General features: G+C 56.1%; 23 protein-coding genes. 4 read left to right on the forward strand and 19 right to left on the reverse strand.

Features of this window, described 5'->3' with window-relative positions; translation table 11 throughout:
- Positions 1–465: a GNAT family N-acetyltransferase gene (locus H7U06_RS00555; protein WP_175624293.1), complete on the reverse strand. Its 465-nt coding sequence runs from the start codon at positions 463–465 to the stop codon at positions 1–3.
- 494 nt (positions 466–959) lie between these two features.
- On the opposite strand from H7U06_RS00555, the gene H7U06_RS00560 reads away from it, so the two are divergent.
- From H7U06_RS00560 to H7U06_RS00570, 3 genes are all read left to right on the forward strand, one after another.
- Positions 960–2108 (forward strand): TRAP transporter substrate-binding protein, encoded by a 1149-nt coding sequence (locus H7U06_RS00560; protein WP_175624294.1) that lies wholly within the window; start codon positions 960–962, stop codon positions 2106–2108.
- A gap of 114 nt (positions 2109–2222) precedes the next feature.
- Positions 2223–2849 (forward strand): TRAP transporter small permease subunit, encoded by a 627-nt coding sequence (locus H7U06_RS00565; protein ID WP_175624295.1) that lies wholly within the window; start codon positions 2223–2225, stop codon positions 2847–2849.
- A complete protein-coding gene (locus tag H7U06_RS00570; protein WP_175624296.1) occupies positions 2846–4792 on the forward strand; it encodes a TRAP transporter large permease subunit in 1947 nt (648 codons plus the stop codon). The genes H7U06_RS00565 and H7U06_RS00570 overlap by 4 nt, the downstream gene beginning before the upstream one ends.
- A gap of 74 nt (positions 4793–4866) precedes the next feature.
- On the opposite strand, the gene H7U06_RS00575 is transcribed toward H7U06_RS00570, so the two are convergent.
- From H7U06_RS00575 to H7U06_RS00600, 6 genes are all read right to left on the reverse strand, one after another.
- Complete coding sequence (locus H7U06_RS00575; RefSeq protein ID WP_175624297.1) at positions 4867–5796, reverse strand: hydroxymethylglutaryl-CoA lyase; 930 nt, start codon at positions 5794–5796, stop codon at positions 4867–4869.
- A gap of 83 nt (positions 5797–5879) precedes the next feature.
- Positions 5880–6899 carry a biotin synthase BioB gene (gene bioB, locus H7U06_RS00580; protein ID WP_175624298.1) on the reverse strand — a complete coding sequence of 340 codons (1020 nt, stop codon included), beginning with the start codon at positions 6897–6899 and terminating at the stop codon, positions 5880–5882.
- 42 nt (positions 6900–6941) lie between these two features.
- Positions 6942–7652 (reverse strand): dethiobiotin synthase, encoded by a 711-nt coding sequence (gene bioD, locus H7U06_RS00585; protein WP_175624299.1) that lies wholly within the window; start codon positions 7650–7652, stop codon positions 6942–6944.
- 2 nt (positions 7653–7654) lie between these two features.
- Positions 7655–8839 (reverse strand): 8-amino-7-oxononanoate synthase, encoded by a 1185-nt coding sequence (gene bioF / locus H7U06_RS00590; RefSeq protein ID WP_175624300.1) that lies wholly within the window; start codon positions 8837–8839, stop codon positions 7655–7657.
- The gene (gene bioA, locus H7U06_RS00595) at positions 8836–10194 is read right to left on the reverse strand and encodes an adenosylmethionine--8-amino-7-oxononanoate transaminase (protein WP_175624301.1); all 1359 of its coding nucleotides are present in this window, start codon (positions 10192–10194) and stop codon (positions 8836–8838) included. The genes bioF and bioA overlap by 4 nt, the downstream gene beginning before the upstream one ends.
- A gap of 25 nt (positions 10195–10219) precedes the next feature.
- The gene (locus H7U06_RS00600) at positions 10220–10606 is read right to left on the reverse strand and encodes a YchJ family protein (protein ID WP_175624302.1); all 387 of its coding nucleotides are present in this window, start codon (positions 10604–10606) and stop codon (positions 10220–10222) included.
- A 134-nt stretch (positions 10607–10740) separates the two neighbouring features.
- Here H7U06_RS00600 and H7U06_RS00605 point away from each other — a divergent pair, with 134 nt between their 5' ends.
- On the forward strand, positions 10741–11805 hold the full coding sequence (locus tag H7U06_RS00605; protein ID WP_175624303.1) for an MBL fold metallo-hydrolase: 1065 nt from the start codon (positions 10741–10743) through the stop codon (positions 11803–11805).
- Positions 11806–12108: 303 nt separating this feature from the next.
- Here H7U06_RS00605 and H7U06_RS00610 read toward each other — a convergent pair whose 3' ends face one another.
- The 12 genes from H7U06_RS00610 to mdcC form a co-directional block, all read right to left on the reverse strand.
- Positions 12109–12900, reverse strand: coding sequence for an SDR family oxidoreductase (locus H7U06_RS00610; RefSeq protein ID WP_175624304.1), 792 nt, complete (start codon positions 12898–12900; stop codon positions 12109–12111).
- An 86-nt stretch (positions 12901–12986) separates the two neighbouring features.
- On the reverse strand, positions 12987–13646 hold the full coding sequence (locus H7U06_RS00615; RefSeq protein ID WP_175624305.1) for a thiol:disulfide interchange protein DsbA/DsbL: 660 nt from the start codon (positions 13644–13646) through the stop codon (positions 12987–12989).
- A gap of 15 nt (positions 13647–13661) precedes the next feature.
- The gene (locus tag H7U06_RS00620; RefSeq protein ID WP_175624306.1) at positions 13662–14258 is read right to left on the reverse strand and encodes an SPOR domain-containing protein; all 597 of its coding nucleotides are present in this window, start codon (positions 14256–14258) and stop codon (positions 13662–13664) included.
- A gap of 52 nt (positions 14259–14310) precedes the next feature.
- Entirely contained in the window at positions 14311–16044 is a 1734-nt protein-coding gene (argS, locus tag H7U06_RS00625; protein ID WP_175624307.1) for an arginine--tRNA ligase, read from the reverse strand.
- A 77-nt stretch (positions 16045–16121) separates the two neighbouring features.
- On the reverse strand, positions 16122–16520 hold the full coding sequence (locus H7U06_RS00630; protein ID WP_175624308.1) for a gamma-glutamylcyclotransferase family protein: 399 nt from the start codon (positions 16518–16520) through the stop codon (positions 16122–16124).
- Between the two features lie 153 nt (positions 16521–16673).
- Complete coding sequence (locus H7U06_RS00635; protein ID WP_175624309.1) at positions 16674–17450, reverse strand: GntR family transcriptional regulator; 777 nt, start codon at positions 17448–17450, stop codon at positions 16674–16676.
- 26 nt (positions 17451–17476) lie between these two features.
- Positions 17477–18391, reverse strand: coding sequence for an ACP S-malonyltransferase (locus H7U06_RS00640; protein ID WP_255485051.1), 915 nt, complete (start codon positions 18389–18391; stop codon positions 17477–17479).
- Complete coding sequence (mdcB, locus tag H7U06_RS00645; protein WP_175624311.1) at positions 18388–19245, reverse strand: triphosphoribosyl-dephospho-CoA synthase MdcB; 858 nt, start codon at positions 19243–19245, stop codon at positions 18388–18390. The genes H7U06_RS00640 and mdcB overlap by 4 nt, the downstream gene beginning before the upstream one ends.
- On the reverse strand, positions 19236–19922 hold the full coding sequence (mdcG, locus tag H7U06_RS00650; RefSeq protein WP_175624312.1) for a malonate decarboxylase holo-[acyl-carrier-protein] synthase: 687 nt from the start codon (positions 19920–19922) through the stop codon (positions 19236–19238). The genes mdcB and mdcG overlap by 10 nt, the downstream gene beginning before the upstream one ends.
- A gap of 11 nt (positions 19923–19933) precedes the next feature.
- Positions 19934–20635 (reverse strand): biotin-independent malonate decarboxylase subunit gamma, encoded by a 702-nt coding sequence (locus tag H7U06_RS00655; protein WP_175624313.1) that lies wholly within the window; start codon positions 20633–20635, stop codon positions 19934–19936.
- Positions 20628–21527: a biotin-independent malonate decarboxylase subunit beta gene (locus H7U06_RS00660; RefSeq protein ID WP_175624314.1), complete on the reverse strand. Its 900-nt coding sequence runs from the start codon at positions 21525–21527 to the stop codon at positions 20628–20630. Before H7U06_RS00660 ends, H7U06_RS00655 begins: the two co-directional genes overlap by 8 nt.
- The gene (mdcC, locus tag H7U06_RS00665) at positions 21524–21838 is read right to left on the reverse strand and encodes a malonate decarboxylase acyl carrier protein (RefSeq protein WP_175624315.1); all 315 of its coding nucleotides are present in this window, start codon (positions 21836–21838) and stop codon (positions 21524–21526) included. The genes H7U06_RS00660 and mdcC overlap by 4 nt, the downstream gene beginning before the upstream one ends.
- Between the last annotated feature and the right edge of the window lie 3 nt (positions 21839–21841).

The following is a 21841-nucleotide window of genomic DNA, read 5'->3' on the forward strand; positions in this document are numbered from 1 at the left end:
TTACTGTTCAGCAGCATCCGGTAGCAACTGCCACGTCCACATCTGGCCATCCTCCGCATCGTCGAACACAGCTGCAAACTGGAAACCGAATTTCTTCAGTATCGCGTTCGATGCATTCTCTTCATTCGCCGTATGTGCGATCACAGTCAGCTGCGGCTGCGCTGTTTTTGCGATCTGCAGTAATTGCTGCACCATCGCAGTAGCAACGCCTTGTCCTTCATGATCAGGAAAGGTGAGATAACCTATCTCTACCTTGCCATCCTGCGGCGGTGCCTTGAATGCGCATGCCCCCACCAGCTTGCGATCCCGCTGCGCGAGATAGCCCAGCCACGGCGGAGTGTAGCCCGCATCTGCATACAAACGTGTAGTCGCAGCACACACTTGTCGTGCGATGTCGCTTAATACGCCGACCTTACCCATCGGTTTTCCGTGCACATTAATTTGAATCAAATCGATATCAGACATGGCTGGGATTCCGCTCACTGTTTGTAAGCGTCACGTAAGAAAAAACACAGCGACGATCACGCGTTGAAAAATATTTGAGGTATTTAATCAGAATAACTGCAGCGCCACAAACGCGCCTTTGTTACATCGAAACGCTCGCCATCTTGGTGCATGTAAGTTCCGTGCAAGCTTTCGTTTGTCACTTTCCAGAGTTGGAAAAATCGCGTGTTTTCCCTATGAAACAGACTCTGGTTTTCAACTAAAAATTTCACCGGAAAGCAGCAAAAAAAATATCTCCGGCATCCGTCATCTACATTTAACACATACGATTTTTTAATGGTGAATTTTAAAAATCGCGCGAAAAATAAGCGCTTACTTGTTGCGATGCAACTTGACATATGCATACGAAAGCGCATTCTACGCACGTCAGTACTGCCGCCATTAAAAATCAATGGATGCTACCTGTCGGTTGATGAATCAAAGTGATTTCTAAAAAATATAAAAGGAGATACACAATGAAGAAGAGCCACAAGCAGAATCAGACGACTACCTCCTCCCGCCGCAAATTCCTGGGGACCGCAACAACCGCAAGCGCAGCAGCCGCACTTAGCTTCCCGATGATTTCGACAGCACAGACTGTCACCCAGATGCGCTTCCAAAGCACCTGGCCTAGTAAAGATATTTTCCACGAATACGCACAAGACTTCGCCAAGAAGGTCAATGACATGACCGGTGGTGAACTCAAGATTGAAGTTTTACCAGCAGGCGCCGTAGTGCCAGCCTTCGGCCTGTTGGATGCGGTATCGAAAGGCACACTCGACGGCGGCCACGGTGTGATGGGTTACAACTACGGCAAACAAAGTGCAATCGCGTTGTGGACATCCGGCCCGGTATTCGGCATGGATGCGAACATGGTACTGGCGTGGCATAAATACGGCGGCGGCAAGGAACTGCTGGAGAAACTGTATACCTCCATCGGTGCCAACGTCACTTCCTTCCTGACTGGCCCTATGCCGACCCAGCCACTGGGTTGGTTCAAAAAGCCGATCACAAAGAAAGAAGACCTGCAAGGCCTGAAGTTCCGTACCAACGGCCTCGCGATTGATCTGTTTACCGCGATGGGCGCAGCGGTGAATGCCTTGCCAGGTGGCGAGATCGTACCTGCCATGGACCGCGGCCTGCTGGATGGCGCTGAGTTCAACAACGCCAGCTCGGATCGTGTCCTCGGCTTCCCTGACGTTTCCAAAGTCTGCATGCTGCAAAGCTTCCATCAAAGCTCCGAGCAGTTCGAGATCACCTTCAATAAAACCAAGTACGAAGGACTGCCGCCGAAGATGAAAGCCATCATCGCGAATGCGGTGGAAGCTTCGTCAGCAGATATGTCATGGAAAGCCATCGACCGCTATTCGAAAGATTATCGCGAGATGCAAACCAAGGATGGCGTCAAATTCTACAAAACGCCGGACGCCATACTGCAAACCCAACTCTCCATCTGGGATGACGTCGTCGCCAAGAAAGGGGCCGACAACGCATTGTTCAAGGAAGTAGAGAAATCACAAAGAACCTTCGCCGAACGTGCCATGAAGTGGGACATGGACACCAATAACAACAGGCGCATGGCATACAACCACTACTTCGCCCGCACCGCTCCGAAGAAAGCCTAAGCGGCATCGATCGCGTTTTCTACGACACCATCCAGGACATCGGATGGTGTTTTATTAAGCGCAGACAAACGTCGCAGCTGCGGCTACATCCCCTGTCTTTGAATCGGAGCCTTTATGCAGAACCTTTTATTTTTCATCGACAAGGTCAGCAGTTGGGTAGGTCAATTATTTTCCTGGCTTATCGTTATTTTGACCTTTCTCATTTCGTGGGAAGTGTTCGCACGCTATGCGCTGAACAGTCCCAATCCCTGGTCCTTTGACCTGATGATCATGGCGTATGGCACTGCCTTCATGATGGCGGGTGCATACACGCTGGCAAAGAACGGTCACGTCCGTGGCGACGTGCTGTACGGTTTTTTCCCGCCACGCCTGCAAGCCGGGCTGGATCTGACCTTGTACTTTGTTTTCTTTATTCCTGGCGTCATCGCCCTGGTATGGGCCGGCTATACCTACGCCGCCGAATCACTGGCCATCAAGGAACATTCAACACTTACTGCGAACGGTCCGCCGCTTTATCCGTTCAAGATGGTGATTCCGATCTCGGGTGTGCTCCTGCTGATGCAGGGTGTGGTCGAAATCATCCGCTGCATCATCTGCCTGAAAGAGGGTGAATGGCCTTCGCGTGAAAAAGACGTGGAAGAAGTGGACGTAGATAAACTCAAGGCGATGGTACATGTAAAAGATAAAGACATCGCCGCCGTTGACCAGCTCATCGTCAACAACACAGGAGGTAAGCCATGAGGAAAGAAGTCTGGTTCGGCCTGTCCATCCTGATTGCCATTGTTATTGGTTTGTTTGTCCTGATGCCTTCACCCGAGCATATGACCAACGGTCATCTGGGCTTGCTGATGCTGGCACTGGTTGTAGTTGCCATCATGCTGGGTTTCCCTACCGCGTTTACGCTGATGGGCATGGGCGTGATGTTTGCATGGTTTGCGTTCTATAGTCGGGACCCCAGTCTTGCCACGCAGCAGACGCTGGACCTGATGGTGCAGCGTGCTTATTCGGTCATGGCGAATGATGTGCTGATCTCGATTCCCTTGTTCATCTTCATGGGATATCTGGTCGAGCGCGCCAACCTCATCGAAAAGCTATTCAAGAGCCTGCATATCGCCATGGCACGGGTTCCTGGTTCACTGGCAGTCGCCACCATTGTTACCTGCGCCGTGTTTGCCACGGCTACCGGTATCGTTGGTGCGGTCGTCACGCTGATGGGCTTGCTGGCATTGCCAGCCATGCTGAAGGCTGGTTACAGCACCCAGCTGTCAGCAGGTGCAATCACCGCCGGTGGCTGCCTGGGCATCCTGATCCCGCCATCGGTCTTGCTGATTGTGTACGGTGCGACTGCAGGTGTATCGGTAGTCAAACTGTATGCCGGTGCTTTCTTCCCGGGCATCATGTTGGCCGGTCTGTACATAGGCTATGTGATCATACTGGCGAAACTGAAACCCAGCGTGGCCCCACCATTATCTGCAGCGGAACGTCATGTCGACCTGCCAGCTTACGCGGAAAAAATCTCCACCTCCGTCAGCAATAATGTACTGCCCGGTTTGTTAGGTGCACTCAAGGGACGTCGCAATGCAGATGTCTCCACCCGCACCTTGCTCTCGCAACTGGGCATAGCGCTATTGCCTGCACTGGCATTCGCACTGGTCATGGGAACCACCTATCGCCTGGTGACCAGTCCGGAAGCAGCACCGGTCGAAATCATGGAGATGGGGACAGGAGCAGAAGAGAGCGCTACTGAATCCGGCTCGCTCAATGATGGCTTCGGTGAACCACCGGCCGAAGGCGGCCTCAGCGAACCGCCGGTAGAAAATGCAACGGCAAGCACGGCAGAAGCTGCACCCCCGGCAGCTGCGGTAGCTGAACCACCGGCGGCAGCGAGTGCACCGACGGCACCGACCACACCAGCCGCGCCACACGCCAAGGCTGCACCGCAAAGCTACTGGATCGCATTCGGCATAGGTTTCGCGGCAATGATTGTGTTCTACGCGTTCTTCACCTTTGCCCGGCTGGAAATCTTCAAGATGTTGCTGGGTTCATTATTCCCGCTCGCCTTCATGATACTGGCGGTGCTGGGCAGCATTGTGTTCGGCCTGGCAACCCCGACTGAAGCGGCGGCCATGGGTGCATTCGGCGGCATCGTGCTGGCAGCCTGTTACCGTCGCTTCAACTTCGGCATGTTGAAAGAGTCGGCTTACCTGGCAACCAAAACCAGTGCCATGGTGTGTTGGCTATTCGTTGGTTCCAGTATCTTCTCCGCTTCCTTTGCATTACTGGGTGGACAAGAGATCATCAACGACTGGGTACTGTCGCTGGATATGACACCGCTGCAATTCATGATACTGGCGCAAATCATTATCTTCTTGCTGGGCTGGCCGCTGGAATGGACGGAGATCATCGTGATCTTCATGCCTATCTTTATTCCACTACTGGCACACTTTGATATCGATCCGCTGTTCTTTGGCTTGCTGGTGGCGATGAATCTGCAAACGGCATTCCTGTCTCCACCGGTCGCGATGTCGGCCTTTTACCTGAAAGGCGTCGCACCTGCACACGTGACCTTGAACCAGATCTTCCTCGGCATGATGCCCTTCATGGCGATACAGATCTTTGCACTCATCCTGCTTTACATGTTCCCGGCCATAGGTTTGTGGCTGCCGAACGTACTGTATAACTAAGCAGGCGCACGACAAAAAAACGGGATGTCAGCTCAGGCTGCATCCCGTTTTTTATTGGCCAGCCTGATGCAGGCTTAGCCGCAACTTGCCCCGCGTTTAGCCGCGATCGCATTACCGGCACGGCTGACCGCCTTGCGGCCCAGCTGCTCCGAAATAAATTGTCCGGCATCGACCACTATATCGAAATCGATACCGGTCTCTATGCCCAGGCCCTGCATCATGTAGAGTACATCTTCGGTCGCTACATTACCGGTCGCACCTTTGGCGTACGGACAACCACCGAGGCCTGCCACCGACGCGTGATAAATCGTGATACCGACTTCCAGGCTCGCGTAAATATTCGCCAGCGCCTGGCCGTAAGTGTCGTGGAAGTGACCGGACAAACGGTCGATAGGGAATTCCTCTATCGCGCGCTGCATCACCGTTTGCACATGGCGCGGTGTGGCCACGCCTATGGTGTCGGCGATATCGATTTCATCGCAGCCCAGTTCACGCAACTGGCGCACCACATCAGCCACGCTATCAGCTGTCACCTCGCCCTGGTACGGGCAACCGAAAGCACAACTCAGGGCACCACGCAAACGTAAATTGTGCTGCTTGGCCGCCTGCGCGACATCGCGGAAGCGCGCGATTGATTCAGCGATAGAGCAATTAATATTCTTTTGCGAAAAAGCCTCCGACGCCGCAGCAAAGATCACCACTTCATCGACACCTGCTGCCAGCGCGGCTTCGAAGCCCTTCATATTCGGCACCAGCGCCGAGTAGAGCGTACCCGGACGTCGGGTAATACCGGCCATCACTTCGGATGAAGTCGCCATCTGCGGCACCCACTTCGGCGACACAAAGGAAGCTGCTTCGACATTCGCAAAGCCTGCTTGCGACAAACGGTTGACCAGTTCTATCTTGGTCTCGGCGCTGATGGTTTGCGGTTCATTCTGCAAACCATCGCGCGGGCCGACCTCGATGATTTTGACGGATGCTGGCAGTGGCTGGGCAAGATTCAATTGAGGAACCTCAACTTGGCGGTGGAAGGAAAAACGGCCGGTCGAAAGTATCAACCGGCCGCATCAATTTCAAAAGTTACGAATTACGACGGCGTGACATCGCAGCGCGCATCGATAGCGGTACTGCGGGTATGCATGCCGAGTTTTTCCAGCAAGTCCTGATCGGCCATCGCTTCAGGATTACCGGTAGTCAGCAATTTGTCGCCGTAGAAAATCGAGTTTGCACCAGCAACGAAACACAGTGCCTGGATCGCTTCGCCCATTTCGCGACGACCTGCGGACAAACGCACACGAGCTTTAGGCATGGTGATACGCGCGACCGCAACGGTACGCACGAACTCCAGCGGATCGATCGCTTCGATACCGTGCAAAGGTGTACCTTCAACCTGTACCAGGTTATTCACCGGCACCGATTCAGGATAAGGATCCATATTGCACAATTGCGCGATCAGGCCCGCGCGTTGCAGGCGCGATTCACCCATGCCGACGATACCGCCGCAGCAGACTTTGATACCGGCACCGCGCACACGACCCAGTGTGTCGATACGGTTTTGGTAATCACGGGTCGAGATCACGTTCGAGTAAAACTCGGGCGCGGTATCCAGATTGTGGTTGTAGTAATCGAGACCGGCGTTTTTCAGTTTCTCGGCCTGGCCTTCGCCCAGCATGCCGAGGGTGGCGCAAGTTTCCAGGCCCATGGCCTTCACTTCACGCACCATCTCTTCCACTTTTTCCAGATCGCGGTCTTTAGGTTCGCGCCATGCCGCACCCATGCAGAAACGGGTCGCGCCGTGTGCCTTGGCTTCACGTGCAGCGGTCAGGACTTCTTCCAGCGGCAGGATTTTTTGTGCGGTCACGCCGGTGTCGTAGCGTGCAGCTTGCGGGCAGTAGCCGCAATCTTCCGGGCAGCCACCGGTTTTGATCGACAACAGGGTCGCCAGCTCAACTTCAGTCGGATCGAAGTTTTCACGATGCACGGTTTGCGCACGGAACATCAATTCATTGAACGGCAGATTGAACAAGGCCAGCACATCGTCCACTGGCCAGGCAGTAGGGATGATAGGCGTTACTGGCGCTTGGAATGTTACTGGTTGCGACGACATCGAAAAACTCCTGACTAAAATTTAAATCGGGTATTCGCCAGATCAGGCCCGGGGCCAGTTCGGCAAACACGAAAAATCCAGATACGAAGCAGCAGCGGCTGGCAACGGTGCCGGCAAGCGCGGCACACAACCCAGCAAGGGCGCGGACAAACGCGCGCGTAATGCTTCGACATTATCCTCGGCAAACGGCATGGCAGCATCTACTGTATTTGCCACCCAGCCCACCAGCTTCAGGCCGCGTGCGGCAATCGCATCGGCGGTCAATAAAGCATGATTCAGGCATCCCAGCCGCAGCCCGACCACCATTATGACGGGCAAAGCCAGTTCCTGTGCTAAATCTGCAGTATCCGCATGGTCAGACAAAGGCACGCGGAAACCGCCTACACCCTCGACCACCACGGCATCCGCCATCTCACGCACCTGCGCATAACAGCTCTTAATATGCGCGATATCTATAGCAACGCCTTGCAACTCCGCCGAAATATGCGGCGCGCAGGCTTCATTCAGCAAATACGGCGTCGCCAATTCGCGTGGCAAAACCACATTTGCAGCCTGCGCCAGCGCGTCAGCGTCGTCATTGTGCCAGACCTGACCCTCACTTGTCTGAATTGGCGTGGCTCCGGCCGCCACACTTTTGATCGCCGCCGCCCGCGCCCCTTGTTGCACCAGGGCATGTAACAAAGCAGTGGAAATCATGGTTTTACCGATTTCGGTATCGGTACCGGTCACAAAACAATTAAAAGTAGCCGCCATTTTTATCCTCTGAGTTCCAGTTGCTGCAGCGCCTCGACCAGTTGCGTCACTTCAGCCGCAGTATGCGCCGCCGACAGTGTCACGCGCAGGCGCGCCGTATTGGCAGGTACGGTAGGCGGCCGGATCGCCGGCACCCACAAACCTTGTTCATATAAAGCAGCGGCGATCTTCATCGCCTCATCGTTGGCACCGATGATGACCGGCTGGATCGCGGTATCCGAGGCCAGCGTCTGCCAACGCTGCGGCTGCAGTGCGCTACGCCATTGTGCGATCAGTGTTTGCAGATGTGCACGGCGCTCGCTGCCTTCGGCACCTTCTATGATGTCGAGGCTGGTCAGCAAGGCATACGCAATCGCCGGCGGCGCTGCGGTGGTATAGATATACGGCCGCGCGCGTTGCACCAGCCATTCGATCACGCTCTTGTGGGCGGCGACGAATGCGCCAGCCACACCGGCAGCTTTGCCGAGCGTACCCATATACACCAGGTTGGGTGAACTCAATGCATAGTGCTCCAGCACACCGCGACCATGCTCGCCGAGCACGCCAAAGCCATGCGCATCATCGACTACCAGCCATGCATCATGCTGTTCGCATAAAGCCAATAGTTGCGGCAAGTCGGCCAGATCGCCATCCATGCTGAATACGCTATCTGTTACCACCATCTTATTGCTGGCCGTACTCGCCGCCAGCAGGCTGGCGAGCTGGGTCAGGTCACCGTGCGGATACACCTGCACATTGGCACGCGACAAACGTGCGCCATCTATCAGCGACGCATGATTCAGTGATTCAGAAAACAGGTCAGCACCGCTGCCGGACAAAGCGCTGAGTATCGCGATATTCGCCATATAGCCGGTGCAGAAATACAGTGCGCGCGCATCGGCAATCTGCGGCGCGACGAACTCTGCCAGTCGTTCTTCCAGCTCGGCGTGTGCACGGCTGTGACCGCTGATCAGATGTGAGGCACCGCTACCGGCACCGTACAAGCTGGCACCTTCCTGCAAGGCGTTCACGATGCGGGGATGCGCCGCCAGACCGAGATAATCATTGCTGCAAAATGCCAGCATGTCACGACCATCAACCTGCACCCGTGGTGCACATGGCGATTCGGTAATGCGACGGCGACGACGCAAGCTCTGCGCATCGATGTGCGCGAGTTGTTGTTCCAGTCCTGCGATCAGCTTACTCATGCCCGCATGACCTTTTCAAAGACAGTCTGCGTACGTGCAGCCAATCCATCTATCTCTTCATTGCTCAGGATGTATGGCGGCATCAGGTAAACAGTATTGCCGATAGGGCGCAGCAATAATTCATGCTCGAGCGCAGTCGTGAAGAAACGGCGTGAAAAAGTAGATGCAGCGTCCGCGTTATCGATCACCGCATCAAAAGCCCAGATCATGCCGCGCTGGCGGAAGTTGCTGACTTGCGGATGCGCAGCCAACGGTGCCAATGCTTCAGTCAGGCGTGCCGCTTTGGCACGATTCGCATTGATCACATCATCTTCTTCAAAGATAGCCAGTGTCGCCAGTGCCGCACGGCATGCCAGCGGATTACCGGTATAGGAATGCGAATGCAGGAAGCCGCGCGTCACATCACCGTGATAGAACGACTGATAAATGTCATCGCGTGTCATCACCAGTGACAGCGGAAGGTAACCACCGCTAATGCCTTTGGACAAACACAGAAAATCAGGCCAGATCGCCGCTTGTTCGCACGCGAAGAAAGTACCGGTACGACCACAGCCCACCGCGATCTCATCCGCGATCAGATGCACCTGGTACTTATCGCACAGTGCACGTACTTCCTTCAAATAAACTGGGTCATACATCGCCATGCCGGTCGCACATTGCACCAGTGGTTCGACGATGAGGGCAGCGATATGCTTGCCGCGTTCCTGCAGCAGTGTTTCCAGTGCAGCAGCGGCACGACGCGCTACATCGGCAGCGCTTTCGCCGTCGCGTGCAGCACGCGCATCCGGACTCATCACCACATGCGCATGCTGCAGCATAGAGTCGTAGGCATCGCGGAAGATAGCAACATCCGTCACTGCCAGCGCGCCTATGGTTTCACCGTGATAGCTGCCTTTCAGGCAAACGAATTCACGCTTGTCAGCAAAGCCTTTGTTACGCCACGAATGGAAACTCATCTTCAGCGCGACCTCTACCGCCGACGCACCATCCGATGCATAGAAGCAGTGACCCAAAGCGTGACCGGTACGCGCCGACAATTGCTCCGACAACTGCACCACAGGCTCATGCGTGAAGCCAGCCAGCATGGCATGCTCCAGCATATCGAGCTGGGAACGCAGCGCGCTATTGATGCGCGGGTTGGCGTGGCCAAACATATTGACCCACCAGGAACTGATCGCATCCAGATAACGCTGGCCATCGCTGTCATACAACCATGCGCCGCGACCGTGACTGACCGGTACCAGCGGCAAGGTTTCGTGATGCTGCATCTGGGTACATGGATGCCAGACGCTGCGCAGGCTGCGCGCTACCAGATCGTTATCCTTGTGCGGCGCTTTATTAATTGCATCCACCATTGAGTGTCTGCCTCTCTGCAATAATTTATTCGGGGAAGACGCCGTCTATATAAAACCAGCGTCCGTCTTCGCGTACGAAGCGGCTGATCTCGTGCAAACGCTGGGCACGACCACCGCTCTTCGAACGCGCGACAAATTCAACCGTCGCCTCATCCTGCCCGGGTACAAACTTGCGCACTTCCAGCCCCAGCCATTTGGTGGCGGCATCATGCACAAAATCGGTCAGTGGCGGACGGGTCGATGCGTGCCAAGTCGCGTGCACATAGTGCATCAGACCCAGTGCATACGCGCTGTAACGCGAGCGCATCAGTGCTTCGGCAGTCGGCGCAGGCGTGCCGTCGTGATACGGTTTGCAGCACGTCGCATAATCGCCTTTGCCGCAGGGGCAAGCCGTCGTGATTGTTTTTGCCATCTTCTGTCCTGCTTGTTCAAGTTGCAATGACGTAATCCGAACGAACACCGTAGAATGACGTCATGCATTTCCGTCGGCTATTGTAGGCGCGCCTACCGGGAATGTGAATCTTATTGGATTGATACGGGACCGCGATGAATTTGCTTGAAGCACAACTAGCCTATCCATTTGACGACACGTTGCCAGACGTTGGCAGCACATTCGAGGTAATGCCTGGCATCAAGTGGCTACGCATGGGCTTGCCCTTCGCCCTCAACCACATCAACCTGTGGCTGCTGGCCGATGAATACGAAGGTGAAAATGGCAAGGTACGCGGCTGGACCGTGATCGACTGCGGCATCTCCAACGACGCCACCCGCGCCGCCTGGGAAACCATCTTCGCCACGCAGCTGGAAGGCTTGCCGATAGTGCGCGTCATCGCCACCCACTGCCATCCCGACCATGTCGGCCTGGCTGACTGGATCTGCAGTCGCTGGAACGTGCCACTGTGGATGACAACAGGTGAATACACCTTCGCCCGCATGATGTCCGCCGCCTTACCCGGCGCGGACGGCACCTCGATGTTCCCGTTCTTCAAACGTCATGGCCTGGCTGATCCGCAAATGCTGGCCGAGCTGGAAGGCCGCCGCAGCTACTACCCGACGCTGGTACCTAGCGTACCGACTTCATACATACGCATGCATGATCAGCAAAACTTCCGCATAGGTGATCACGCCTGGCGCGTCATCACCGGCTTCGGCCACGCACCGGAACATGCTGCACTGTACTGTGCAGACCTTAACTTATTAATCTCCGGCGACATGGTGCTGCCACGCATCTCAACCAACGTCTCGGTATTCGCTGTAGAACCCGAATCGAATCCGGTACAGCAATACCTGGACTCACTGCTGAAGTACAAAGACCTGCCGGAAGACACGCTGGTACTGCCGTCACACGGCAAACCATTCCGTGGATTGCATACGCGCATACAGCAATTGTTTGACCACCATGCAGCGCGACTGGAAGAAGTACTTAAGGCCTGCGTCACACCACAATCGGCAGCGGACATCGTACCGATTATGTTTGTGCGCAAACTGGATTCACATCAGCTGAGTTTCGCGCTGGGTGAGGCGCTCGCACATTTGCACAAGCTTTGGAAAGATGGGATGTTGAAGCGGATTATTGGTGAGGATGGGGTGATACGGTTTCAGGTTTATTGAACGCGAATCGACAATACTGCAACTCAAATCCTCATGCCTTAACTTCATCTGCCGCTTTTGAATTCCACTGTGACGATGCCGTTTGTGGGGGACAGAAAATGGAAAAAGAAGTGGGTGTGTTTGAGCGCAGCGAGTTTCGCCCACTTCCCATTTTTTGTCTCCCACAAACGGGAACCCCGCAGGGGAAGCGGCGCCGTGGTCGCCTTTCTTTGCTTACTTTCTTTGGCGAAGCAAAGAAAGTGAGTGGCCGCCGGGCCACACCCGGCAAGTCATCACGAAGAAAGACTGGTATTAGCGAAGAAACTAAAGCTTTCTAGCCTTCCTCGGCGCATTAGCAAACAAAAAATCATAAGCCCAATTAGGCAGCAACCTCAGCACCTTAGCCACCACTCCCATCTGCCAAGGAATCACCCGATAGCTGCAGCCCGCAGCTATCGTGGCAGTCGCCACTTCAGCAAACTTCTCCACCGGCATCAAGAAGGGCATCGCGTAATCATTCACCTGCGTCATAGGTGTATCGATGTAACCCGGCGCTATCGTCACGACCTTGATGCCGGACTTTTTCAACTCCACCCGCAGCGATTCGCAGTAGCTGATGACAGCCGACTTCGACGCACTGTAAGCACCTGCTCCCGGCAAGCCACGTATGCCCGCCACGCTGCCTATGCCAACCAGGCGACAGCTGGTATGCCCGGCTGCGGCTTGCGCCTGCATGGTCGCAATGAAGGGTGAGAAGGTCGCAACCGTCGCCGTGACATTGGTAGCAAACACCTGCTCAAAGACCTGCAAGTCTTCCGCATACTCAGTCAGCGTGCCACGCGAGATACCCGCGTTCGCGATGACGATGTCTATCCCTTGCGCGTGCGCGATGAAGTCAGTCGCGGCTTGTGTCAGCGCAGCATGGTCGTTGACGTCCAGTGCGTAGATCTGATGATCAGCTACGTGTGGCAACTCTGCCACCAGTGCCTGCAGCATCTCGCGACGCCGCGCTACCAGTCCCAGCACTGCACCTTGCTCTGCGTATTTACGCGCCAGCGCCGCACCCAATCCGCTGGATGCACCTGTGATGAATACGCGTTGCCGGTTTGTTGTCATGGCCGTTCCCCAATAAAAAATCCGCAATCTTGCGAGTTGCGGATTTTACTCATGCTGCGATGTGCTGAGTACTCAGCACGGTGATTTTACTTTGCCGATTTGGTAACCAGCCAGTCCATGACTTGCAGGGTAGCTTCGTGCAAGATGGCTTCCGGTCGGTTGCCCAGCGATGCGCCGACGATGGATGGCGAGGTGATGTAACGACCGTCAATCGCGATCATCGGTACGCCGTCAACCTTGTATGCGCCTTGCAGTTGGGTTGCGCGTTGTACTTTGGACTGGATGCCGAAGGAGTTGTAGGTTTCAGCAAATTTTTTCGTGTCTACGCCTTGCTTGGCGATGAAGTCAGCGATTTGCTTGTCGGTATCCAGCGGTTGACGCTCTACGTGGATGGCGCGGAATACTTTGCCGTGCAGGGCGTTAACCCAGCCCAGTGCTTCCAGCGTGTAGTAGAGCTTTTGTTGCGGGATGAAGGAGTCGCGGAAGGCAACTGGTACGCGCTTGAAGTTGATTTTGTCGCCTTGCTTTTTCACCCATGCTTCGAGCGATGGTTCGAGCGCGCTGCAATGCGGGCAGGAGTACCAGAAGAATTCGGTGACTTCGACTTTTTTGCCGCTGTCGACTTGCTGGGCTTTTTCCAGCGTACGGTAATCGGTGCCATTAACCGGAGCGGTTGGCGAAGCGCCAGCGGTCGCGGCAAACAAACTCAGACTTGCGACAGCCAACAGGTGTTGAATAAAACGCATGTAAATCCCTTTCAGTTATTTGCCAATGCGCACCACTGCGACATCGACGCCGTTATCAGACAGCTTGCCACGCACTCGGTTCATTGTTTCCAATTGGCCGAATGGACCGATACGTACACGGTGCAATGCACCGGTATCGGCTTGATAGGCAGAGACGCTTGCTTCGAAACCTAATAATGCCAGTTTTGCCTTCATGTTTTCTGCATCGGCACGTTCACGGAACGCACCAGCCTGCAGATAGTAAATCCATTTTTCATCGCTTTCAGCCTTGGCTGCAGCTTCGACTTTAGCCTGGGCTTTTTCCTTGGCCAGTGTCGATTTGTCTACGACCGGGGCTGCAGGTGTGGTCGTCGCTGCCGGTGCGGCAGGAGCGGCCGGGTCTGTCGTTTCCGCAGGTTTAGGCTGCTTCTTGCCGTACAAAGGTTTGTTCGGATCGGACAGGTCGTTGGTCGCTGGCGGCAGCTGCGTCGAACGTTCCGGCTGCGCGCCGGTTTTGTTGGTGAACGGCAGCGGCGTTTTGGAAATCATCAGCGCCACGCCGACCGCAATACCCAAACCGATAATGAGGCCGAGGATGAGGCCGAGCAATGTACCGCCCGCCTGCTTTTTCATGTTCAGCTTGTTTATATCCTGCTTGCTCATATCTCTCATCTCAAATTTTCTGTTACATGCGCGCCGGTGCCGAAACACCGATCAGGGCCAGGCCGTTACGCAATACTTGTCGTGTTGCACTCATGAGGGCGATACGCGCCATCTTCAGTGCTTCATCATCTACCAATACACGTTCTGCATTGTAGTAGCTATGCAATTCGCCTGCTAAGTCACGCAGGTAGAAAGCGACCTGGTGCGGGCCGAGTTCTTCCAGTGCTTTTTGCAGGGTTTCCGGATATTCGGCGAGCTTGGCCAGCAGCGCTGCTTCGCGCGGTGCGGTCAGCGGCGACAAATCAACATTGGTCAGGCTGGCTTCATCGCCGTCTGTCCATTGTGCAAGCACCGAACAGATACGCGCATGGGCATACTGCACGTAGTAGACCGGGTTTTCATCGCCTTGCGTCAATGCGATATCGACGTCGAATACGAATTCGGTATCGGCCTTACGCGAGATGAGGAAGAAACGCACGGCGTCGCGGCCACGGGTCAGGTCACGGACTTCACCATCCACGGTTTCGCCATTCGACCATTCGATCAGGTCGCGCAGCGTGACGTAGGAACCGGCACGCTTGGAAATTTTGACTTCCTCGCCGTTACGCATGACGGTGACCATTTTGTGCAGCACGTAGTCGGGATAGCCTTGCGGGATACCGATGTCGAGAGCCTGCAAGCCAGCGCGCACACGTGCGATGGTGCCGTGGTGGTCGCTGCCCTGGACGTTGATCGCTTGCGTAAAGCCGCGTTGCCATTTGACGGTGTGATAAGCGACGTCGGGTACGAAGTAGGTATAAGTACCGTCGGATTTCTTCATTACGCGATCTTTGTCATCGCGGTAGTCGGTGGTGCGCAACCACAGCGCGCCATCCTGTTCGTAGGTCTTGTCAGCCTTGATCAGCGCCTGCACGGTTTTTTCTACCTTGCCGTCAGCGTAGAGCGAAGACTCGAGGTAGTAGTTGTCGAACTTGACGCCGAAGGCTTGCAAGTCCAAATCCTGCTCGCGACGCAGATAGGTCACGGAGAATTGGCGTATCGATTCGATGTCGTTGATGTCGCCGCTGGCGGTGACCGGCTCGCCATTGCTGGCGGAGACTGTCTTCTTCGCCAGGAAGTCGTTTGCGATGTCCTGGATGTAGTCGCCGTTGTAGGCTGATTCCGGCCAGCCTTCGACACCCGGTTTCAAACCACGGCCGCGTGCCTGTACCGAAGTAGCCAGGGTCGCGATCTGCACACCGGCATCGTTGTAATAGAACTCGCGGGTAATGTCATAGCCTTGCGCCTGAAACAGCGAAGACAAGGCATCGCCCAATGCACCCTGGCGACCGTGGCCGACGTGCAGCGGACCGGTCGGGTTGGCGGAGACGAATTCGATGATGACTTTTTTGTTATTACCCAGATTGCTTTTGCCGAACTCGGCACCTTGCTGCAATACGGTTTTCACCACAGCCTGGCGCGACGCTGCGGTCAGGCGCAGGTTGATGAAACCCGGACCGGCGATGTCAGCCGATTCGATCAAGTCAGGGTTGGCCGGATTATCGAGCAGGGCGGCGACCAGCGCCTGCGCTACTTCGCGTGGATTTTTCTTGAGCGGCTTAGCAATTTGCATCGCCAGGTTGCAGGCGACATCGCCGTGGCTGGGGTCGCGCGGACGTTCCAGCGTGATGTTCGGCTGCAAATCGGTACCGGCCACCAACGGTGCGACGGCGGCTTGGAAGAGTTCGGTGAGGCGTTGTTTTTGTGCTGCGAGCATGGAGTTGTTTCTGACGGTACAAGACCGAATATTGAATTGGAATAAACGTAGACGGAATTATACTGGCTAGCCAGCCCTCATCCGCCCATTTTGTCGCTGCAATACGTCCCTATGAAACGCGACATCTGGAAAGCCTGCGGCTCCCACGGCAAGCCGGAAAGACGCTGTTCAGCCAAAAAGATGTAAGTACACGCTATCACGGTTTCGCCTGATTCTATTACAACATCGACATCTTGGCGGCGATATTCGCTGCCTTCAAACTGATCCAGTGCGGCCACGTCCTGCGGCGTCACATCATAATAAATTACGCCTTGCACCACCGCATCCGCCTGCGCCACCATGCCGGGATAGGTGTCGTCGGCCAGCGCATAGCGGGCGTGATCGCTGAGCGTTGCTGTTGCCGAAAGGTAATTGCCGCGCACGACCCGCTGCCAGATTTCCGGAAACATCAGCGAGCCGTAGGTAAATATATGCATAGGGGGCGAATAAGCAGGACAGTTAAGCGGGCAGGATATGCCGCCGACTTTCGACCAGATATTCTAAGGGAAGTGCCCTACTGCAGTGTGACAGCGGGAGAGAAATGAAAAGGCAGGCCATACGGCCTGCCTCACAACCAAATTACTTCGTGCTTAATGGGCAGATGGATCAGCCGCGATGGCGTCATGTTCATCCAGCACACCTTGCTGCGCCGCCACTTTACGCGCCAGCGCTTCCGCACTATCAACCAGGCGTTCGGTCGCCTCGCTCACCAGGTTCACATTGCCATACGCAATCGCTTCCGCCACCCCGGCGTGCAGCAAGGCCGTGACCGACAGGTAATCGAAGCTGTTGTAATGACAAAACCAGAAGCGCCGTGACAAGCCCTGGATGGAACGCAGGCTGTCGGTGAGGAATTCATTGCGTGCGCAGTTGAGGCACAGTTCATTGAACTCTTTATCGTTACGGATGAAGAGCATTTTGTCATTCGCCGCAGAAGCTCGGCGGAAGTTGTCACCCAGCAGCGCAAACTGGCGGCGCTGCTCAGGCGTGGCACGCCGCGCCGCATGCTGGAATACCAGCCGGTCTATTTCACGACGCACTTCCAGCAGGCGCAGCTGCGCGACCGGATCGACTTCGGTCACAAAGATGCCGCGCTTGGGCTTCACTACCAGTAAGTGTTCGAAGCACAGCTTGCGCACAGCCTCACGTACCGGTGTGCGGCCAAAGCCAGCGACATCGCTGAGAAAGGCTTCGTTTACATCGGTGCCCGGCTGGATTTCCATCGTGACGATGGCTTCCTCTATGCGCAGATAGGCGCGTTCAGACGAGCTCGCGACGGATGGTCGCGGCGAGGGTAAAGGTTGTCGGGTCGGCGTGAGTTCCGGCCCGATGGATACTGGTTTGACTGCAATACGGTTAGTCGCCATAAATATTTTTCTCTTTGTTTCTATGTTCAGGCTAGCCTGGTCTCCACCCATTTGACGATGCCGTCGAGGGTACGAAAATCTTCTGCCGAGCGCGCCTCCACCGTCGCGCCCAGCTCGTCGAACATGCGGCTCAGCGCGCGGCCGGGCCCCAGTTCCAGTACGACAGTGACGCCGCGTTCCAGCGTCGTCTCCATACAATCCTGCCAGCGCACCGGCTCCGCGATCTGCGCCGACAAGGTATTCGCTATCGTCGCTTCCGCACCAGCGAGGCCATTGATGCCAGCCAGCACCGGCGCTGTCAGCGTGCGCGCAGGCACTGTCGTCAACAAATGGCGGAAGGGTGGCACCGCGGCCCGCATCACCGAGGTATGCGAGGGTATCGCCACATCCAGCGCCTTGCACCAGTGACCGGCGGCTGTAATTTCCGCTGCTGCCAGTTCTATTTTCTGCCGCACACCACCCAGCACAAAGTGATCATCTGCATTGATGATTGCCAACTCAAGGTTGTAACATTTGCAGATGTCATCCAGCGCTGTCGCTGCCAGTCCTTTGACTGCCAGCATACCCGCATGAGCTGGTGCGACCTGATCCATCAGCAATGCACGCTGCGGCACCAACAAGCCCAGCTCCTTCACGTTCCACGCCCCGGCACAGCCATAGGCCGCCAGTTCACCCACGCTGTAACCGATGAATACTTCCGGTTGTGGCAAGCGTTCCTGCAATGCAGTCCAGGTCGCGATCTCGGCACCACAGATCAGCAATTGCGCGTTGCGGTTGCTGAATAAATTCTCACCGCTGGCAGCCAGCGCAACGACATCCACGCCAGTGGTTGCGGAATAGACTTCCAGCCAGTCGCACGCTGCTTCCGATTGCAGCGCGAGATCGAACATCTTAGTATGCTGCGCACCCTGCCCCGGACACGCGATCGCCAGGCCGCTCATATCACCGCCGTCCGCTCAGTCAACGCTGCAATGAATAAAGTCGCTGCCAGCAAGTCGGCTGAACCACCCGGACTCAAACTACGCGCGACGAATGCCTGATGGATGTGCTTCGCACGTTGCAACCAGTTCGCCGCGAACACGCCGCCTTCGGCCAGGAAGGAAATCGCTGAAGTGCGTGCATAGTGCAAACCATCGGCTCCGGCCCTATGCAATAGATTGGTATCTTCCAGCGCCGCCATGATGGCGAAGAAGGATTGGCAACGCGCAGCCACGGCATTGCCACCGGCCTGATGGATCGCCGCCAGGGTTGGCAAACCTATCTTGAAGACATGCGGAAAGCCAGCCGCCGCCTCACCACGCGCACCACCGACCGCATATTTGCGGCACACCAGGTTGCCATGACTGGAACTCATGTCCTTGCTGTCGGCCAGCTTGATGTCTGCACCCCAGCTATCAATCACAATCTGCGCGAGATCAGCATTAGGCAAAGCGGCGGCATCCGCCTTGCCTAATGCCGCGCACAACAAACCAAGATTGAAGATGGCACCGCGATGCGTGTTCACACCTGCAGTCGCACGCAACATGGTCGCTTCCGCTGCGATGCCTAGACGCGTCAGTTCAGCGAAGTCTGCATCGCGCGTACCCGCCTGATAAATCGCTGCGAAGTAATGGCGCAGGCTGAACAGGCTTTTGATAAAGGTGGCAGCCTGCATGTCATCGTGACTGCCGTTATCCGTTTTGCTGACCAGCCCCGGCTTCGGATACAGACACATCTCGTCGTACAGCGCGCGCACGGCCGCCCGTGCCACCTGTTGCGTGCGGAGTCTGTGCGCAGTGCTTGCGATCAATGCCATGCCGATTGCTTCCATACTGATTCCAGTGTTGCCAGTGCAACGCCTTCATTACTTTTGACCATGACCAGTCGTGTGTTCGCCAGCAATTCTTTCCACGCGACGGCACGACCATCCGGGAAAATCATTTCACCATCGAGGCGCACGCGACCTTCTTTTTCCACTGCATCCAGCAAGCGCAAACCGGCATGCGCCTGCTCCAGCGTAGCCGGTGCCAGCAACAAATCGACATCCGAGTTGTCCGCCAGGTAGGGCGTACCGGTCACGCATTGCCAGGCCAGCGAACCATAGATACGCAAGGTCAGGCCCAGCTTGGCCGCATCCGTCTGCAGATGTATCAGCGTGTCATACCAGCCGGCTGGCAACGGCGTTTGCTGCAGCAGGGCTTCCGACAAAGTCATCGCATCACTCGCTTCGCGCACCACCGATGCCGGCACGCAAAATGCCAGTGAACGCTGGTCGGTGGTACGCGGCAGGCGCAAGCCCAGTTGCACCATATCGAGCCGGTCACCGGGTTGACGACTGCGCGCGACGAAGGGCAAGCCACGCGCCGCGTGCTGATGTATCGCAGCGGCCTGCACGCCATCCTGCACATGCATGCGTTCGGCAGCTTCCGGCCAGTTCAGCCAGACGCGTGAATGACGCTTGTATACGAAAGACGATGATTGCGGCGCGATCATGTCAGCCTCCGTCAGTGTTCGCGCACCAGTTGCGCCACCCGTGCAGCGCCGGTGCGGCCACCGCGACTGGCACCCAGGGCGCGCCGCTGGTCCAGCCGGTTCTTGCTGGAAAGCGCGTTCAGCAAACACTGATTCAGCGGACCTTCCCAGATTTCTTCGACGGCACCGAGTGCGACGAAGTTATGTGCGCCTGGACCAAGTATGGGCGAGCTACGGCACAAAGCTTCCAGCTCTTCCAGCGGTAGCTTGGTGATGCGTGACATTGCAGGCAGCGCCATCACGCGTATCTGTGCACCGGGTACCGCATAGGTTTCATCTGCAATCATGCCGAGCGAGAGGAAACCGCCACTGACTGCTTCGCTATAGACCACGCTAAGCAACTGATGACCACGCGTACGCGCCACCGCAAAGCATTTCGCCAGGTGCGCGAGGAAAGGGCTGTTGCCTAATAATTCATCACGGCGCGACAACTGCTGTCCCTGTGTATCGACCAGCATGAGGATAGGTATGCGTGGCTGATCGTTCATGATGGCGATCACGGCCTCGGACAATTGCAGCGCGATATCAACACCAATAGCGGCGTGATCCAGCGTGCCTACCACCGCCACCGTTACATCGCCTACACGTCCCTGTCCGGTCAACACCTGGCCACTGGCCGTGACCGTATGCCCTTGCGGGAACAACTGATCACATAATTCTTTCCACTCAAGCATGTTCTTCCCTCCGCACGTGTGCGCTCATTTCCAGGAACTCGGGTATCTCTGCCAGCGGCACATTCTTCGCATCGGCCACACCCAGCGCCTGCCAGATTTGCGTCGCATCGGCGCAATCAGAGAAACGCTCCATGCGATTCTTCAAGGCCGCGTGTTCCTGCGTGACGCTTTCCAGTGTGAGTGGACGCGAAACACCGAGCAGGCTGACTGCTGCATCGCGAAAAGCGGCGATGTCATCCGGCACGATGAGGTCGGCATCGCCCATCAGGTAGCGATGCTTGCCGCCCATGGTGCGCCACACCAACGCGCGATCACGGGCGTCGAATTCTTCCACGCCTTTGGCAGCTTCTATGACTTCAGGGCCGGAGACGGAAAGGCGACCTTCTTCCGAAATGATCATGTGATCACAGCATTTGGCGACGATGCCTATGCCGCCATAACAACCGTTGGAGCCACCTATCATCACGATGACCGGTATGCCGGCGTTGCGGACTTCGAATACCGCGCGCTGGATTTCAGAGATCGCGATCAAGCCTGCATTCGCTTCATGCAAACGCACGCCACCCGTATCGAGCAGCAGCAATACCGCCGCCGGACGCTGTTCTACCGCACGCTCCAGCAAACCAGTTAACTTCGCACCGTGGATTTCACCAACCGAGCCACCCATGAAGGCCGGTTCCTGCGCAGCGATCAAGACTTTGGCACCACTCAGCAAACCGGAACCAATCACGATGCCATCGTCAAATGCGACCGGCTGCCCCAGCACTGGCAAGTGCGGACTGAAGTGACGTTCTGCAGGTGGCAGGATTTCTGCAAAACTGCCGGCATCCAGCAAGTCGGCAATACGCTGGCGTGCAGTGCGTTCGAGGAAACTTTTATGTGCGCCGCTCATGCGTTACCTCGGAATTCTTCGACTGCCTGCATCAGGCGCAGGCTGACGACGGCCGGAGTTGCGCCCGCATCATTGATGGTAATGACGAGGTTGGCGAGGCGATAGCGTTCGGCGCAGGTGCGCGTAACAGCACGCCAGGTTTCATCGAAACCATGCACCGAGGTTTCGATCACGAACTTTACCTTGTCGTCGAGTTCTGCCGGTTCAAACAGTACTTCCAGATTGCCAGAGCCGACGACGCCGACCAGGCCGCTGCCTATGTTGCGATCAGGGTTGGCACAAGGGCCAACTTCAAATTCAAGTGTTTGCATGGG

The organism is Herminiimonas sp. Marseille-P9896, assembly GCF_903993245.1.
In the GTDB taxonomy this organism is placed as follows: Bacteria; Pseudomonadota; Gammaproteobacteria; order Burkholderiales; family Burkholderiaceae_D; genus Oxalicibacterium; species Oxalicibacterium contaminans.